This window comes from Alteromonas sp. ABH2_165 (genome assembly GCF_056159945.1).
In genome coordinates, this window is sequence record NZ_JBSWWF010000009.1 from 122927 (window position 1) to 139048 (window position 16122).

The 16122-nt window shown below is 46.7% G+C and carries 15 protein-coding genes and 4 tRNA genes; 5 read left to right on the forward strand and 14 right to left on the reverse strand.

What is annotated here, in order from left to right; translation table 11 throughout:
* Positions 1-21: 21 nt before the first annotated feature.
* The 9 genes from ACXAFQ_RS17310 to ACXAFQ_RS17350 all read right to left on the reverse strand — a co-directional run bounded on the left by ACXAFQ_RS17310 (position 22) and on the right by ACXAFQ_RS17350 (position 7312).
* Positions 22-95: transfer RNA gene (locus ACXAFQ_RS17310), tRNA-Cys, on the reverse strand.
* 4 nt (positions 96-99) lie between these two features.
* Positions 100-175, reverse strand: a tRNA-Gly gene (locus tag ACXAFQ_RS17315).
* Between the two features lie 189 nt (positions 176-364).
* The gene (gene pgsA / locus ACXAFQ_RS17320) at positions 365-934 is read right to left on the reverse strand and encodes a CDP-diacylglycerol--glycerol-3-phosphate 3-phosphatidyltransferase (protein ID WP_070123701.1); all 570 of its coding nucleotides are present in this window, start codon (positions 932-934) and stop codon (positions 365-367) included.
* 74 nt (positions 935-1008) lie between these two features.
* Positions 1009-2826, reverse strand: coding sequence for an excinuclease ABC subunit UvrC (gene uvrC, locus ACXAFQ_RS17325; RefSeq protein ID WP_474824667.1), 1818 nt, complete (start codon positions 2824-2826; stop codon positions 1009-1011).
* 8 nt (positions 2827-2834) lie between these two features.
* Positions 2835-3479 (reverse strand): UvrY/SirA/GacA family response regulator transcription factor, encoded by a 645-nt coding sequence (uvrY, locus tag ACXAFQ_RS17330; protein WP_070123744.1) that lies wholly within the window; start codon positions 3477-3479, stop codon positions 2835-2837.
* Positions 3480-3592: 113 nt separating this feature from the next.
* Positions 3593-4285 carry a pirin family protein gene (locus tag ACXAFQ_RS17335; protein ID WP_474824668.1) on the reverse strand — a complete coding sequence of 231 codons (693 nt, stop codon included), beginning with the start codon at positions 4283-4285 and terminating at the stop codon, positions 3593-3595.
* Positions 4286-4519: 234 nt separating this feature from the next.
* Entirely contained in the window at positions 4520-6619 is a 2100-nt protein-coding gene (ovoA, locus tag ACXAFQ_RS17340; protein ID WP_474824669.1) for a 5-histidylcysteine sulfoxide synthase, read from the reverse strand.
* A gap of 240 nt (positions 6620-6859) precedes the next feature.
* Positions 6860-6951, reverse strand: a tRNA-Ser gene (locus ACXAFQ_RS17345).
* 269 nt (positions 6952-7220) lie between these two features.
* Positions 7221-7312, reverse strand: a tRNA-Ser gene (locus ACXAFQ_RS17350).
* A 253-nt stretch (positions 7313-7565) separates the two neighbouring features.
* On the opposite strand from ACXAFQ_RS17350, the gene ACXAFQ_RS17355 reads away from it, so the two are divergent.
* From ACXAFQ_RS17355 to ACXAFQ_RS17375, 5 genes are read left to right on the forward strand one after another with little or no spacing between them, the layout of a single operon-like run.
* Positions 7566-8231 (forward strand): Bax inhibitor-1/YccA family protein, encoded by a 666-nt coding sequence (locus ACXAFQ_RS17355; protein WP_070127680.1) that lies wholly within the window; start codon positions 7566-7568, stop codon positions 8229-8231.
* 55 nt (positions 8232-8286) lie between these two features.
* A complete protein-coding gene (gene tusD, locus ACXAFQ_RS17360) occupies positions 8287-8640 on the forward strand; it encodes a sulfurtransferase complex subunit TusD (RefSeq protein WP_474824670.1) in 354 nt (117 codons plus the stop codon).
* Entirely contained in the window at positions 8640-9005 is a 366-nt protein-coding gene (locus ACXAFQ_RS17365; protein WP_474824671.1) for a DsrE family protein, read from the forward strand. The genes tusD and ACXAFQ_RS17365 overlap by 1 nt, the downstream gene beginning before the upstream one ends.
* Positions 9005-9268: a hypothetical protein gene (locus tag ACXAFQ_RS17370; protein ID WP_474824672.1), complete on the forward strand. Its 264-nt coding sequence runs from the start codon at positions 9005-9007 to the stop codon at positions 9266-9268. The genes ACXAFQ_RS17365 and ACXAFQ_RS17370 overlap by 1 nt, the downstream gene beginning before the upstream one ends.
* Entirely contained in the window at positions 9265-9609 is a 345-nt protein-coding gene (locus ACXAFQ_RS17375; protein WP_474824673.1) for a TusE/DsrC/DsvC family sulfur relay protein, read from the forward strand. Before ACXAFQ_RS17370 ends, ACXAFQ_RS17375 begins: the two co-directional genes overlap by 4 nt.
* A gap of 64 nt (positions 9610-9673) precedes the next feature.
* Here the strand turns inward: ACXAFQ_RS17375 and serS are convergent, their stop codons facing one another.
* The 5 genes from serS to ACXAFQ_RS17400 are packed head-to-tail and all read right to left on the reverse strand — an operon-like array spanning position 9674 to position 15961.
* Positions 9674-10969, reverse strand: a complete 1296-nt coding sequence (gene serS / locus ACXAFQ_RS17380; protein ID WP_474824674.1) for a serine--tRNA ligase — start codon at positions 10967-10969, stop codon at positions 9674-9676.
* Between the two features lie 10 nt (positions 10970-10979).
* Entirely contained in the window at positions 10980-11363 is a 384-nt protein-coding gene (crcB, locus tag ACXAFQ_RS17385) for a fluoride efflux transporter CrcB (protein WP_474824675.1), read from the reverse strand.
* Positions 11364-11367: 4 nt separating this feature from the next.
* Positions 11368-12636: a replication-associated recombination protein A gene (locus tag ACXAFQ_RS17390; protein WP_474824801.1), complete on the reverse strand. Its 1269-nt coding sequence runs from the start codon at positions 12634-12636 to the stop codon at positions 11368-11370.
* A gap of 41 nt (positions 12637-12677) precedes the next feature.
* Entirely contained in the window at positions 12678-13304 is a 627-nt protein-coding gene (lolA, locus tag ACXAFQ_RS17395) for an outer membrane lipoprotein periplasmic chaperone LolA (protein ID WP_474824676.1), read from the reverse strand.
* Positions 13305-13309: 5 nt separating this feature from the next.
* Entirely contained in the window at positions 13310-15961 is a 2652-nt protein-coding gene (locus ACXAFQ_RS17400) for a DNA translocase FtsK (RefSeq protein ID WP_474824677.1), read from the reverse strand.
* Between the last annotated feature and the right edge of the window lie 161 nt (positions 15962-16122).

Sequence of the window (16122 nt, forward strand, 5' to 3'; positions counted from 1 at the left end):
TGTTGCGTGAGCAACGAATAATGGAGGCGGAACCCGGAGTCGAACCGAGATCCACGGATTTGCAATCCGCTGCATAGCCATTCTGCCATTCCGCCATTTTGGAGCGGGAAACGAGATTCGAACTCGCGACCCCGACCTTGGCAAGGTCGTGCTCTACCAACTGAGCTATTCCCGCTAAGTCTGTATGATGCTATTTCTAGCTTCATCAGCGTTTTACTGAGGTGCTCCGTAAAACGTGGGGTGCATTCTACCTACCCGGATAAAACTGTCAACAGCAAAAACCATCAAAATACACCTAAATACCTAATTTCCTGTCTGTTTGCTTTTTTTTTGCCCGCATTGTGCAAGAGACAAACAAACGTAATCAGCCCTGACGTCCAGCAAGGTGCTTCCAGGCCGCGGAGGTGTATACCAGCATAGACCAAATTGACAGCACTGCGGCAATATAAAGCAGGATGTAACCTAGTGTAACCCAATAAATTGGAAAGCCCATGAAAGTTTCAAGACCAGATAATAGCCCTATCAGTGCTAACATCTGCGCCATGGTTTTCGCTTTTCCAATAAAACTGACTTTTACTGTATCACTATAGCCACGCTGGGCCATCCACTCGCGCAAGGCTGAAATATAGATTTCACGTACCATCAGCACAATCGCCGGAATCGTGATCCATAACGTTCCATATGTATGGGTAATCATGATCAGCGCCGTAGCGACGATAAGTTTGTCTGCTACCGGGTCTAAAAACGCGCCAAATGGCGTGCTCTGCTTCAGTTTACGAGCAAGATAACCATCGAACCAATCGGTTATGGCCGCCAGCCAGAAAACAAATGCGCCGGCCTCTTTTGCCCACTTCCAGTCAAGAAAATACACCGCGACAAACACTGGAATAAGCACAACACGAAAAATCGTGATGATATTAGGTACCGTCCACATAAATTACTTCTCGTTTAAAAATAATGACATCACGTAATGGAGGCATGTTACCACGCCTGCGATTTTACACATCCTCAAAGATGCAGGTGATCGTATATTGTTTCAGCCAGCTCCTGGCTAATACCAGGCACATTGGCAATTTCATCTTTGCTGGCTTTTTTAAGCCCTTGCAAGCCACCCATGTATTTGAGCAAACTCTGACGACGCTTGGCGCCTATTCCTGGAATATCTTCCAGGCTAGAGGTGTTTTTCACCTTTTGTCGGCGATTCCTGTGGCCGGTAATGGCGAAACGGTGTGACTCGTCACGTATGTGCTGAATCAAATGCAGGGCCGGCGAGTGACTTTCCATAGGCAAAGTTTCATGGGAACCAGCAAGAATGAGCGTTTCAAGACCCGGTTTCCGCGTTGTCCCTTTCGCTACCCCTACCAGTAACGGCTTTTTATCGACAGGCCAGTCTTCAATAAATGCTTCTGCCTGTCCCAACTGTCCTTTACCCCCGTCGATAAACAGAATGTCTGGGATCTTACTCACTTCCTGTACATTCTTATATCGGCGTTTCAGGGCCTGAGCCATGGCAGCATAATCATCGCCAGGGGTGATCCCTTCGATATTGTATCGACGGTAATCACTTTTCAGCGGGCCTTCGCGATTGAACACCACGCAAGAGGCCACGGTTTGCTGTCCCGACGTATGGCTAATATCAAAGCATTCCATGCGTTGGATGGGTTCATCCCGATCAAGTATGTCTTCTAAGGCCAGATATCGAGCATGCACGGATTTCTGCTGGCTGTATTGGGCATCTAACGCATTTTCAGCATTAGTTTGCGCCAAACTCAGGTAGCGACGTTTTTCTTCCCTCGCCCCTTTGAACAACTTAATCTTGCGTTTGGCTTCTTCACTCAACACTTCGAGTATGCTGTGTTCTTCAGATAACGTACGAGGGATAACAATCTGCTTGGGAATGATCTTATTGCCAGACAAATAAAACTGGAGGAAGAAAGACTCAAAGATCTCATCTTCGGTTGCCGCAGCAGGCACCTTGGGGAAATACGATTTGCTCCCCAGTAACTGGCTGTCACGGATAAACATCACTTGAATACAAGCCATATTGCCACGTACCGCAAAACCAAATACGTCCATTTCGTCCTGGGTACCCGCAACCCATTGTCGCTCTTGCACTTTGCGTAAAACGTTAATTTGGTCTCGATAGCGAGCCGCAGCTTCAAAATTCAACTGCTCACTGGCCTTTTCCATTTTATTAACCAGTGTGCCAATGACCTGTTGATTTTTGCCATTAAGAAAGAGTCGGGCAAGCTGCACCTGCTCTTGATATTCCTCGTCGCTGACATAACCTTGTACGCACGGGGCGCTACAACGCTGCATCTGATATTGCAGACACGGACGACTTCGTGCGCGGTAATAACTGTCTTCACACTGACGAACGGGGAAAATCTTCTGCATGGTTCGCAGGCTTTCCCGTACCGCCCAGGCGCTAGGATAAGGACCAAAATATTCGCCCTTTTTCTTCTGCGGACCACGGTGAAATGATAAACGTGGGTGTTTATGATCAGACAAAAATATAAACGGGTAAGATTTATCATCCCGCATCACCACGTTATATCGCGGCTTATATTTCTTAATAAAATTGTTTTCTAGCAGGAATGCTTCGGTTTCACTATTCACCACCGTTACATCCATGCTGGCGATGTTCGCTACCAGCGACCGGGTCTTGGAATTATCTACATTTTTTCGAAAATAACTGGAGACCCGATTTTTAAGGTTTTTAGCCTTACCAACGTATATCACCTCGCCTTCGGCGTTGTACATGCGGTACACGCCAGGCTGGCTAGTAAGGTTTTTCAGGAAATCATTGTGGTCGAATTGTGACATTCAGCAAATCAAAGCATATTGGGATCGATGAGTTTGTGCCTGAGTGCCAAGTGCGTCAGCTCAACGTCGGTTTTTACGTCGAGTTTTTCGAACATACGATAGCGATAAGTATTGACTGTTTTGGCGTTGATACTGAGCTCGTTAGCAATTTCAGGCACCTTCTGTCCTTTTGTAAGGCGCATCGCGATATTTAGTTCACGACTGGACAAATTATCGAAAGGGTTATCAGCATCTGGCGCTAACTTACTTATAGCAATACTTTGCGCAATTTCAGGCGGGAGGAACTTTTGACCTGAATGCACCTTGTAAATCGCACGGATCATTTCATCGGGATCGGCATCTTTAGTCAGAAAACCAAAGGCACCAATTTGCATAACCTGCGAAGGAATAGGGTGTTCTTTATGCATGGATAAACAAATAACACGCGTGTTTTCGGACATGCGAACGATTTTTTTTGTGGCTTCCAATCCGCCCATGCCGGGCATATTGACGTCCATTAAAACGATATCCGGGGCATTTTGTCTGCAATATTTAACTGCATCTTCCCCGTTTTTTGCTTCCGCTACGACTGAAAAGTCGGAGACATCGTCCAGGATGCGTCGAATCCCTGTTCTGACCAACTCATGGTCATCTGCCAGGATAATCTTTATCACGTTTGTGCTCACTGAATAATCGTTATTATAAGTATTGAACGCAGCCACTAAACTGCGGAGGTCATAATACCATTTATTCAGTGAGAGTGAAGATAGTCTTACTACAAACACTTTTAAAGCTGTGGCAAATCAAACCAGAGCGCTTCGGTATCGTCGTGTGCATGTATTTGCAGGGTGTCGTCCTGGTAAACACCAAGTCCATCACCAGCTTCAAACGATTGGCTGTCGATACTAATCTCCCCCTTTATTACGTGCAAATAACCCATGCGTTTTTCAGTCGCGATAGAAATCGATTCATTTTCTGACAAGCGCAGGCGCGATAGGGTCATATCCTGATGCACTTTTACAGTGCCTGCTCGTCCGTCTGGTGTAACCATTGGCGTAAGCGCCCCTTTCTGCTGAATTGTTTTTTGCTCATAACCTGGCGTTAACGCGTTTTGGGCCGGTAGTACCCATATTTGTAGAAAATGGACTTCATCTTTATCAGAACCGTTAAACTCGCTGTGCATGATACCGCGCCCTGCCGTCATGCGCTGAATATCACCCGCCGGGATCACATCGCTGTTTCCCGTACTGTCTTTGTGTGCCAATTGACCTTCTATTACATATGACAAGATTTCCATATCTTTATGGCCATGAGTTTCGAACCCTCTTCCAGGCGCGACGCGGTCATCGTTAATAACCCGAAGTATAGAAATTCCCATATGTTCAGTGTCATAATAGCGACCGAACGAAAACGAATGATGGGAATTGAGCCAGCCAAAATTGGCGTGCCCGCGCTCACTGGCCTTTCTGATATAACGCATGTTTTTCTCCTGCAAAGGTAATGTGCGTATTTTAATCCTGTAGAGACGGATTAATACTTCAGAAACTAGCGTTGACTGTTCTATTTCTTAGAATCTATTAATGGCGTAACGCGCACCATCTTGGTGGCGTCGCAGTGCGATGAAGGAAATGATTAGAAAACAAAACAGCAAGCCGGAGGCCCGGCTTGCTTTCACATTATAATAAAGCTAAACGTGAAACATGAAGGAAATAAACTATTTCACACGTTCAAATACGTTAAATTCTGATAATGAATGCTGAAATTTACGTTTCGTTTCACGAATGACAAAAGGCAGCTCCTGTGGCGCTGCAACGCGGGCAAAATGGTCACCAAGTGCCTGTTCAAGGGCAGCGGTAGAGGTAAGGGTTTCACCGTTTTCATCTTTGTATCCACCCAACCAGTTTTCTCTGGCGGTATATTCTTCCAACCATGTAAACGGCGATGCCACCACCAGAATGCCACCAACATTTAATCGCTCTCTTATTTCATTAAGCAGTTTTTTCGGCTCGTAAACCCGGTCGATCAGGTTACTCATTAAAATAAAGTCGTAGCCGGTGAATTGGGGTTTGAGGTTGCATGCATCCCCCTGAGCAAATTGGCACTTGTCTGCCGTTTCACTCAATCCTAAATCTGCCAGGCGCACCACCTTAAATGTCGTGAGATCACCTTCGTCAATCAGGTTATAACGTACTTCTCCGTGTTGCTGCATGGCATACGCCGTTTTAATAAAACGCGCAGAAAAATCGATGCCGTCAACCACATCGAAGTATCTTGCCAGTTCAAAGCTTGCCCGACCAACAGCACAGCCTAAATCCAATGCTTTTGCAGTGGGTTTGTCTTTCACAAACTGCATTGCGTAAGCCACGGAAGCAGAAGCAAAGTTCGGCACGCCGTGGTAGTTCGCTCCATAGTGGAACTCACTGTACTGAGAAACCTGTGTATCACTCTCGTAATCGAGATCGTTCACTTTAATTACCTCGTCAGACTCAACATAACGGAAGCCTGCATGTTGAAAGAAGTGACGGCGAAATGCATATCGACTGTGTTTCATGGCTTCGTTGCCAGTCGATACCCATGAGCCCCCTTTAAACAGATTATGTTTGTTATCGAAAGTTGGCGTGGTGAAATCATCGTACAAGGGGTGCACCTGAAAACCATCAAAAGGATAAATCGGGGTTTCGGTCCATTGCCATACATTACCTACAACGTCATAAAAGCCATTTCGTTGAAATCGATTAACGGGTACCGACGACGCGGGCCCATTCAGACCAATATTCCAGCTATCGTTATACAGGGTTTCATCTACACCGGCCTCATCACGCAAGCGACACCATTCATCTTCAGTGGGTAATTGAATATTTTTCCCAGTTTTACTGCCAAGCCAATTACAAAAGGCCTTTGCTTCGTGATAGTTCACATCAACAGGCCAGTCCATAGGAAGCGGCATCTCCTGGGTCATTGCGCGATAAATATAGCTATTGCCTTCTTTTCGCCAAAATACGGGATGGGCAGCCTTGGTGTAAGCCAGCCACTGCTTGCCTTCTTCTTCCCAGTATTTTGGCGAAGCATAACCGCCATCGGTGACAAAGCGAAGAAATTCGCCATTACTTACAAGAAACTGCGACGCTGAGAAAGGTTTTACTTCAGCATGATGTTCACCATATTCATTGTCCCAACCGTAATAGGCCGCGCTGAAAGGTTTACCGGCGGTTATCTCGCCGCCTTCAACAGGTAAAAGTGTATTTGCAGGTGCATCGCCGCTCTCTGCACAAGGAGACCAATCAAGCTGTTGTTGGACAAACGGGAGCGGTAACTGGCGGATTAACACGGAGGACGTTTCCAGATGAATGCCTTCGTGCTCAATGCCCATGATAATTGGCCACATGGGGCTTTCCCAGTCAATGGGTAAACGGAAATCAAGCGTGGCAATTAAATCGCTAACTAATCGGCGAACCTGGGCACGATACGCTCTGACTTCAGAAACCGCTGGCCACGCATAATTGTCGTCGTTGAGGTCATCCCAACTCATTTCATCAACGCCAATGGCGAACAGCGACTCAAAATGCGGATTGATGCGGTCGTTTATTAACTTGGCTAACACTAACTTATTTATAAAGAACGTTGCCGTATGCCCAAAATAGAAAATGAGTGGATGACGTAACTTTTCAGGGCGTTGATAAAACGCTTCGTCATTTTTTAATACCGAAAACAGGCTTTCGTAACGATCAAAAGACTGATGAAAATACGCCAAGATCTCTTTTCTTTTTTCATCTACGGTGCCTTCTTGCAGATGTGGTGTGTGCAGGACGTCCATAGCAACCCTTTTTTACTTTTTAAAATGCTCAATTGAGGAGAATAATGCGGATGGCAGATAACTGATGAACTATCTGGTTATATTAGGAAATATGACCTGCCCCGACTAAATTATCTTTCATAACGAAATATAATCAATTTTCTACGTGAACAGATTAAGTCAGATCAATGAAGGAAATGTAATGTTAACTGAGAACGGCACAAAAAAAACACCGCCTGAGAGGCGGTGTTTTCTAGAATGTGGCGGAGAGAGAGGGATTCGAACCCCCGGAAGGTTTGACCCTTCGCCTGATTTCAAGTCAGGTGCATTCAGCCGGACTCTGCCATCTCTCCGTAAGTGCTGCGTATAATAATGATTTTTTTCGCTGTGAAAAGTCTTTTTTCTCACAAAATCAATCGAATGCGCAATCAATAAACAATGTGTGCAAATTTTGCCATATTGGCTGATAAAGCGACCAATATGCCACCAGTTTGCTGTCGTCTATCGTCACCGCTAAATCTAATTTTAAAGAAGCGATGACAAACAACATGCTATGGCTATTTGGAAGCGATCAATCTGCACAAACAAAAACACCGCCTGGGAGGCGGTGTTTTGTAGAATATGGCGGAGAGAGAGGGATTCGAACCCCCGGAAGGTTTGACCCTTCGCCTGATTTCAAGTCAGGTGCATTCAGCCGGACTCTGCCATCTCTCCGTAAGTGCTGCGTATCTTAATGATATTTTTATGGCTGTAAAGGGATAATTTTAAAAAACTGTTCAAGCGCTTATGTTTTAAACAAACTGGTCTGGATTTACCCCAACTTGCGTATTAATTAAACGTAAGATGTTACAAGGGGTGTCTTTGATGTGGAAAGCACTTGAAATATTGAACCAAAACCCATACAAATGACCTAAGATTACATCACCATATTTTTTTGGTTTTTAACGATATCCTTCTGGAGGAAACAATGGATCAACGTTCGATGTATGCAGGTGCATCTCAACAGTCAGTATTGCAAACCAATAAGGTGCTTCGCAATACTTATATGCTGCTTGCCATGACCCTGGCTTTCAGTGCTGTTTGTGCCGGCATTGCCATGGCAGTAGGTATTTCACCTATTATGTCTCTGGTAATGACCATCGGCGCTTTCATCACTTTATTCGTAGTTCAGAAAAAAGCGGATTCAGCTTCCGGTATTTACTGGGTATTTGCTTTCACCGGCTTGATGGGTGCATCTTTGGGTTATACATTGCAGTTTTATCTCGCAATGGGTGGTCCGGGCCTTATTATGCAGGCTTTAGGTGCAACAGCACTGGTATTCTTCGCGCTTTCTGGTTATGCACTCACCACTAAGAAAGACTTCTCATTCCTGGGCGGTTTTCTGATTGTTGGTTTGGTTGTAGCCATTGTTGCTGGTATCGCTAACATATTCTTTATGGTACCTGCGGTTTCACTGGCAATTAGTGCAGCAATTGTTTTCATAATGTCTGGTTTCATTCTGTTCGATACCAGCCGTATCGTTAACGGTGGCGAAACTAACTACATTCGTGCAACAGTATCGATGTACCTGAACATCTACAATCTGTTCACAGCGATTCTGCATCTGTTAGGTGCGTTCGGTAGCGACGACTAATCGTTACCCGTGAGTCTGGAGAAAACACCCCAAACGGGGTGTTTTTTTTATTTCTATGTCTAATTACACCGTCCTTGTTACATCAGCGCCTTATGACGATCAGGGAGCGTCTACTGCCCTTGCCTTCTGTCATCAGCTCTTGGCTGATGGGCATCATATTGACCAAATATTTTTTTATCAGCGTGGGATTTATAATGCGATGCCCGCAATGGCCCCGCCGAATGATGAAACCAATTATTTCGCGGCATGGAAAACACTGAAGCAAAAACATAATGTAACCTTACGGGTTTGTATGACCGCTGGCGAAAAGCGCGGTATAAATGCAAATGACATTGTACCGTTTGAACAGACGGGGCTGGGTGAATTTTTTGCCGATTTACACAACAGCAAACATCTGGTGCAATTCTAATGGCTAAACTATTGATTAGATTGACCAGCGCACCTTATGGTACCAGCGATGCATCTGACGGATTGGATTTTGCACTTGCCGCTACGAACTACGGTCATGAGGTAGTGATAATATTCGAAGGGAATGGTCTGTATCAGCTATTGCCGCAAAAGAAAGTCAACGGGGTTAAAGATCAAAGCAAGCGACTTAAATCATTACCGTTTTTCGATATTGAGGAATGCTATTACGCGCAAAGCGATATAGAACGCCAGGGCATGGGCGCACAAAACTATTCGTTAGATATCGTATCAGACTTAGCTGAGCCTCTCGACGATGCAGGAATTATTATGCTTATCGAACAAGCCGATCACGTGGTGACATTTTAATGATAGTAACGATTAATACGGCCACAGAAACCCCGCAAATGTATCGCTACCTCGCTGCGGCGAATGTGGCAGGATCACCGGTGATATTGTTAGAAGATGGCGTGTATCAGATATATAAACTAGCCAGTTTGTGCTCAACACTGAAAGTACGTCAACTCGACGCCGAACAACGTGGTGTGCAGGTAGAAGACGCAGCCTTGTTAACAGACAGTGAAATTGTAGCGCTCATAGAGCAATACGGTAAACAGGTAGTAGTGAAATGAGTGACACCCATTTTTTAGAATATAACGGCGCGCAAATAGCGGTAGACAAAAACGGCTATCTTTTGGACCACACACAATGGGACGAAGGCATGGTGCCGCTATTAGCTGAACAAGAAAACATTGAACTGACGGATGCGCATTGGGAAGTGGTGCGATTCGTTCGCGCGTTTTATCTGGAATACGACACCAGTCCAGCTATTCGCGCACTGGTGAAAGCCATTGCTGCTGAGCACGGACCAGAAAAAGGCAATAGCCGCTATCTTCAGCGCCTCTTTAAGAAAGGACCCGCAAAGCAGGCTACGAAGCTGGCGGGACTGCCGAAACCGGCAAAGTGTTTATAATTTTCTACCAGACACAAAAAAGCGGAGTTAACATCTCCGCTTTTTTTACAGCTGCCAGAAATTATCAGGAAGGTTTAATTTCTGTTACGCCAGCCATGTAAGGAATCAATACTTCCGGCACTTTCACACTGCCGTCAGCTTGCTGGTAGTTTTCAAGAACCGCTACCAATGTACGCCCTACCGCTAAGCCAGAACCGTTTAATGTGTGCAGTAATTCTGGTTTATTAGTTTCAGGGTTACGGTAACGTGCTTGCATTCTGCGCGCCTGGAAATCCAGCATGTTTGAGCAAGATGAAATCTCGCGATAAGTATCCTGCGCCGGTAGCCACACTTCCAGATCATAGGTTTTGCACGAACCAAAGCCCATATCGCCGGTACACAACAGAACTTTACGGTATGGCAGGCCCAATTTCTGCAGAATAACTTCAGCATGACCGGTTAGTTCTTCCAGCGCATTGAAGGAATCTTCAGGCTTCACCAGTTGCACTAGCTCAACCTTCTCGAATTGATGCTGACGAATTAGGCCACGGGTATCGCGACCATACGAACCGGCTTCACTGCGGAAACAAGGTGTATGTGCGGTCATTTTTACCGGCAATTGCTTCGCATCAAAGATTTCGTCACGGGCAATATTAGTCAATGGTACTTCGGCAGTTGGGATTAAAGAAAGCCCCTGACCTTCTTCCGTGGCGGGTTTGGTGTGGAAAAGATCTTCACCGAATTTTGGCAGTTGCCCAGTACCGTACAAGCTGTCATGGTTTACCAGGTAAGGCACATACATTTCCTGATAGCCGTGTTCGCCGGTGTGGGTGTCTAACATGAATTGCGCGAGTGCACGGTGTAAACGCGCCACCTGGCCACGCATTACCACAAAGCGGCTTCCAGTGAGTTTAGTTGCCACTTCGAAGTCGGCGCCCTTACCCAAACCTTCCGCGACATCAACATGGTCTTTTACTTCAAAATCGAAAGAAGCAGGTGTGCCCCACTTAGTAATTTCAACATTGTCGTTTTCGTCTTTACCCGCAGGAACAGAAGCATCCGGTAAGTTAGGAATACCCTGTGTCAATGCACTGATCTCGCTAAGTAATGCATCAAGTTCGGCTTTTGCGGCATCCAGATCATCGCCTAACTGCCCGACTTCAGCCAACAGTGGTGCGATGTCTTGACCCTGTGCTTTCGCTTTACCGATAGATTTACTACGAACATTACGCTCGTTTTGCAATTCCTGCGTTTTGGTCTGTAAACCCTTACGCTTATCTTCCAGTGCGTTAAATGCATCTACGTCCAGCGTGAAACCACGCTCTGCAAGACGCTTCGCGGTGTTATCGATGTCTGCGCGAAGTAACTTTGGATCTAACATGTAATTCTTTTTATCCTTTCATCATTGCTATGGCTGCCCAGCCTGCTAACAGGCAAAGGCAGACATTCAGTAACACATTGGCAACAGCTTTCATGATCAGGCCGTTTTCCAGTAGTGTCAGCGTTTCAATTGAAAACGTGGAGAAGGTGGTAAAGGCGCCTAATAAGCCCACACCGATAAGCGCCCGATACGGTGATTCCACCAGTTCGTTCCGCTCTATGAATCCATATAAAAGTGCCAGGCTGAAAGAGCCAACCACATTGACGGTGAGTGTACCAAACGGTAACGCTTTTCCAAACCAGGAATCGATGTTTGAACTAACAAAATAGCGCAAGCAGGCCCCCATGGCACCGCCAGCGGCAATATAACAGTAAAGTACAATCCCTGTTGGCATTGTGTTATCCCTTTTTATTCCATGCTTGTTGATTGAGTGCGTCGAGAAAATCCCGCTTCGCTTTTAGTTTTTGTTCCAGCCCACGCTCGGAAGGCTCGTAGAACCGATTCCCAGCAAGTTCAGGTGGCAGATACACTTCACCCGCCGCAAAAGCGTTTGGCTCGTTATGGGCATACCGGTACTCATCACCATGGCCGAGCTCTTTAAGCAGTGCAGTTGGGGCGTTACGCAGGTGAATGGGAACAGGATAATCAGGTGCTTTCGCGGCCAACTGCTTCGCCTGCGAAAACGCCATATAAACCGCATTGCTCTTTGGCGCCAGGGCACAATACACCGCGGCTTGAGCAATAGCCCGTTCACCTTCTGCGGGACCAACACGATGATAACAGTCCCATGCAGTTACGCAAAGGTGCAAGGCTCTGGGATCAGCGTTACCGATATCTTCAGACGCAATCGCCAGCAACCGCCTTGCTACATACAGTGCATCGCCGCCACCATTAAGTATTCTGGCGTACCAATACAATGCGGCATCAGGATCAGAGCCCCTTACCGATTTATGGAAGGCAGAGATGAGATCATAAAACGCATCACCGCCTTTATCATAGGCTGCGACTTTTTCGCCTACAGCCTGTTCAATATCGGCTAGGACAATTTCATGACCTTCAGCAAAATCACTGGCTAATTCGAGGTACGTAAGCAATCTACGTCCATCGCCAGCACATAACCCAATCAGTGCACTGCGCGCTTCATCAGTAAGCGACAAACCACGACTGCCAAGACCTTTCTCGGTGTCGTGCAATGCCCGTTCGAGCAAACGATTCAGCGCCTCGTCGTCAAGCGCTTTGAGTACGTATACCCGGGTCCGAGACAGTAAAGCATTATTCAGTTCAAACGATGGGTTTTCGGTGGTAGCACCGATGAAAGTCACCACACCAGATTCAACAAAAGGCAAAAAGGCATCTTGTTGGCTCTTATTGAAGCGATGTACTTCATCGACAAACAACAGGGTTCGCTGACCATGACGTTTATCTATCTCTGCCTGTTCCATGGCCGCACGTACATCTTTCACACCCGCCGTTACTGCTGACAACCGGACGACTTTTGCATGAGTATATTGTGCAATCATTTCCGCCAAGGTGGTTTTGCCGGTGCCGGGTGGTCCCCACAAGATCATCGAGTGACACTGTCCCGCCTCGAGCATTTTTCTCAGCGGTTTACCCTCGCCTAATAAATGCTGCTGGCCTGCATATTCATCAATGCTGACAGGGCGCATCCGCGCCGCAAGCGGCGCGTAATCATCCTGAGAAAATAAACTCACCGCTGGTCATCAACTATGTAAGAATCAGAAAAAGAAGGCGTAAAGGCATCGGCTGCCAGAGGGAATTGGGTCTCAACGGCACTGAATTTTAGACTGCTAATTTGCTCCTGTGCATCTAGTGTGGTTAAGCCAACTAAGGCGTCATCACTGAAAATAAGGGTAAGTTCACGAATCTGTCCATCCTGGTTCACCGGCGTAACAAAGTACTCGTCGCTAACCGCATCCGCTTTTCTCACCACGAACTTCGCCCAGGTCTCATCGTCCGTAGCAGTGATCAACATAATAGGGTTATCTTTAACCGCTTTTTTCTGATCGATAATCGTGACTTGCTCGACGAAAGGGTCGATATTCCAAACGGTTTCACCATCGGCCACCAAGGTATTTTCGTCTGGTGATACCGTTTCCCAGCGTAATTTATCTGGACGAGCAAGCATAATATTTCCATTGGTTTCATGAACCACATTACCTTCGGTGTCAGTAATGGTTTGTTTGAACCTCGCTTTATACTGACTGATATGAGAGAGCAAGGTGCGCAGTTCTGTGGTGGCCTGATCACCAGCCATCGCTACAGATGAAAAACTAAGAGAACATACCATTGCCGATAATGCTAAAACCTGACGCATACTAATTACTCCTTCGGTGCAGGTGGTGCCAGAACTTCCCGGTTACCGTTGTGGCCCGGTGAAGATACGACACCGTTTGCTTCCATTTGTTCTACCAGGCGGGCAGCGCGATTGTAACCAATTCTGAATTTGCGCTGCACTGAGGATACACTGGCCCGTCGTGTTTCCGTAACAAATGCCACGGCTTCATCGAAGAAAGCATCGTATTCCTCGTCGGTATTCTCTGACGCCTCACCGGGTAACAGAATTTCGGCTGACGATTCACCGTTTAGAATTTCATCGATGTAATTGGGTTTACCGCGCTTCTGCCAGTCGCTAACCACCGCGTGTACTTCATGATCGTCAACAAATGCACCATGCACCCGGGTAGGAACAGGGCTGCCTGGCGGCAAATAAAGCATATCACCCATGCCGAGAAGGGCTTCTGCGCCCTGTTGGTCAAGGATAGTGCGGGAATCAATTTTACTGGATACCTGGAACGCAATACGGGTGGGAATATTGGCCTTAATCAGACCCGTGATAACGTCTACCGATGGGCGTTGAGTCGCGAGGATAAGATGTATTCCCGCAGCACGGGCTTTCTGTGCAATCCGGGCAATCAGTTCTTCTACTTTTTTGCCGACGATCATCATCATATCAGCGAATTCGTCCACCACCACGACAATCGCAGGCAATTTCTCGAGGTCAGGCGCTTCCTGTTCCATACTGTCTTCGGTACGCCACAGTGGATCTTTAATCGGCTCGCCGTCTTCAATGGCTTGCAGCACTTTGGCGTTATAACCTTTGAGGTTACGTACGCCCAGCGCAGACATTAGCTTATAACGACGCTCCATTTCGCCCACACACCAACGCAAGGCATTGGCGGCTTCTTTCATGTCAGTTACCACTTCAGCAAGCAAATGCGGAATGCCTTCATATACCGAGAGCTCGAGCATTTTCGGGTCAATCATTATCATGCGTACATCTTCTGGCTTAGACTTATACAGCAAGCTCAGAATCATTACGTTTACGCCTACCGATTTACCTGAACCTGTGGTACCGGCTACCAACAAATGTGGCATTTTCGCAAGATCAACCACCACAGGTTTTCCGCTGATATCCGCACCTAATACCATGGTTAGCGCCGATTTATTACTCTGGAAAGCGTCGCAGGTGATCACTTCTTTTAAACTTACCATCTCGCGCTTTTTGTTCGGTAACTCAAGACCAATAACCGACTTACCAGGAATAACTTCCACCACGCGTACTGACATTGCAGACATAGCACGTGCTAGGTCTTTTGAAAGACCAGTAATCTTACTGACTTTCACACCAGGGGCTAAATCAAGTTCGAATCGGGTAATCACCGGGCCTGGATAAACACCTACCACGTTCGCTTCAATGTTGAAGTCTTTCAATTTGTCTTCAACCAGGCGGGAAAGCATATCCATTTCCTCCTGGGTGATGGGGTTTTCTTTCCGATTCGGGCGATCCAACAGTTCAAATGAAGGCATGGGACCAAGTGCAGCAATTTCAGCTTTTTCTGCTTCTTTTGCAGCCACGGCCTCTGCCAACGTGGTAGGCGCTTTCGACTTTTGCGAAGCTGCAGGCGCAGTGCCCGACGTTTCAGGCTGTTGGGCAGCCGTTGGTTCTTCTGTCCACGGTGGCGTATTGATTCCACTTTCCGTACTTGTGTTGTCGGTTTCTGAGACATCATCAAACGCAGAGAAAGTAGGTTCCGATTTTTCTACTTCGGGCTCTGATGGGGCTTTCTCTTTTGTTGGCATGACTTTTTCTTTTAAGCTGCTAAAAGAAAATCCTGAAGATTTGCTATCAACTTTGTCGCTGCTGCCTTCATTCAGGGTATATTCGGGTTCTTCTTCGTCAGCAAACACTTCATCTGGAATACTAAAAGAAGGTTCGTCCCTGTTTGAACTGCCATATGTACGGCCAGTGGACGTCTTCGTGGGCTTTTCATCATCTGCAGGAGGGGCAGCCCTCAACGTTGTCACATCGAGAGAATCGTCACTCCCCTGCCCCGCTGATTTTTCCGGAGAAGAAAGCGCAAGACGTGGCATTTCAAGACCAATGAGTTGCTGTGGTACCGTAATCGTTTTGCGTCCAAACCATATGGTGGCACTTCCCAGACCATCAATTATGTCCAACCAGCTGATGCCGGTTAGCAAGGTGAAACCGGTGCAGGAAAAACAAAGCAGCAGCAGAATGGTTCCGGCAGTATTAAAATACGGAATGAGCGCTGAACTGATGACATCACCGACAAAGCCGCCGGCAGAAAAGTTATACAAATCGTTGAAATTAATGCTGGCGATGCCTGTTACGCCCAACGCAATCAGCAAGCCGCCGATGATACGCAATCCGATAGTAAGATAATCGAACTCATCAAGATCTTTCACATGCTGGAAAAGAAACCAGCCAATGAAGGCAAAACAGAAAGGTAATAAATAGGCCAGCCAACCAAAGCTAAACAATAACAAATCGGCAACCCATGCCCCGGTAGCGCCAACCCAGTTATGTACATCGAGTTGCAGCCCGGCCTGACTCCACCCCGGATCGCCGGGATGGAAGGAAGCTAATGCCAGTAGAATGAAGAAAGCGAACACACTGGCGACAATCATGCCGGCCTCGAGTAATCGCTGAACACCTGTTAAACGCGCCATAAACCCTAATCACTAATATCAGCCAGGCGTTTGTGTAAAGGCATTTCCCTGCACACGGAAGACAACGCCGGCCTGTTTGAAACATTCATTATTATTTGCAACCCTGCTGAATCATGGCTGAATACAACCTGAAATTCCCTCGTTTCAACAGGTGTTTTTAT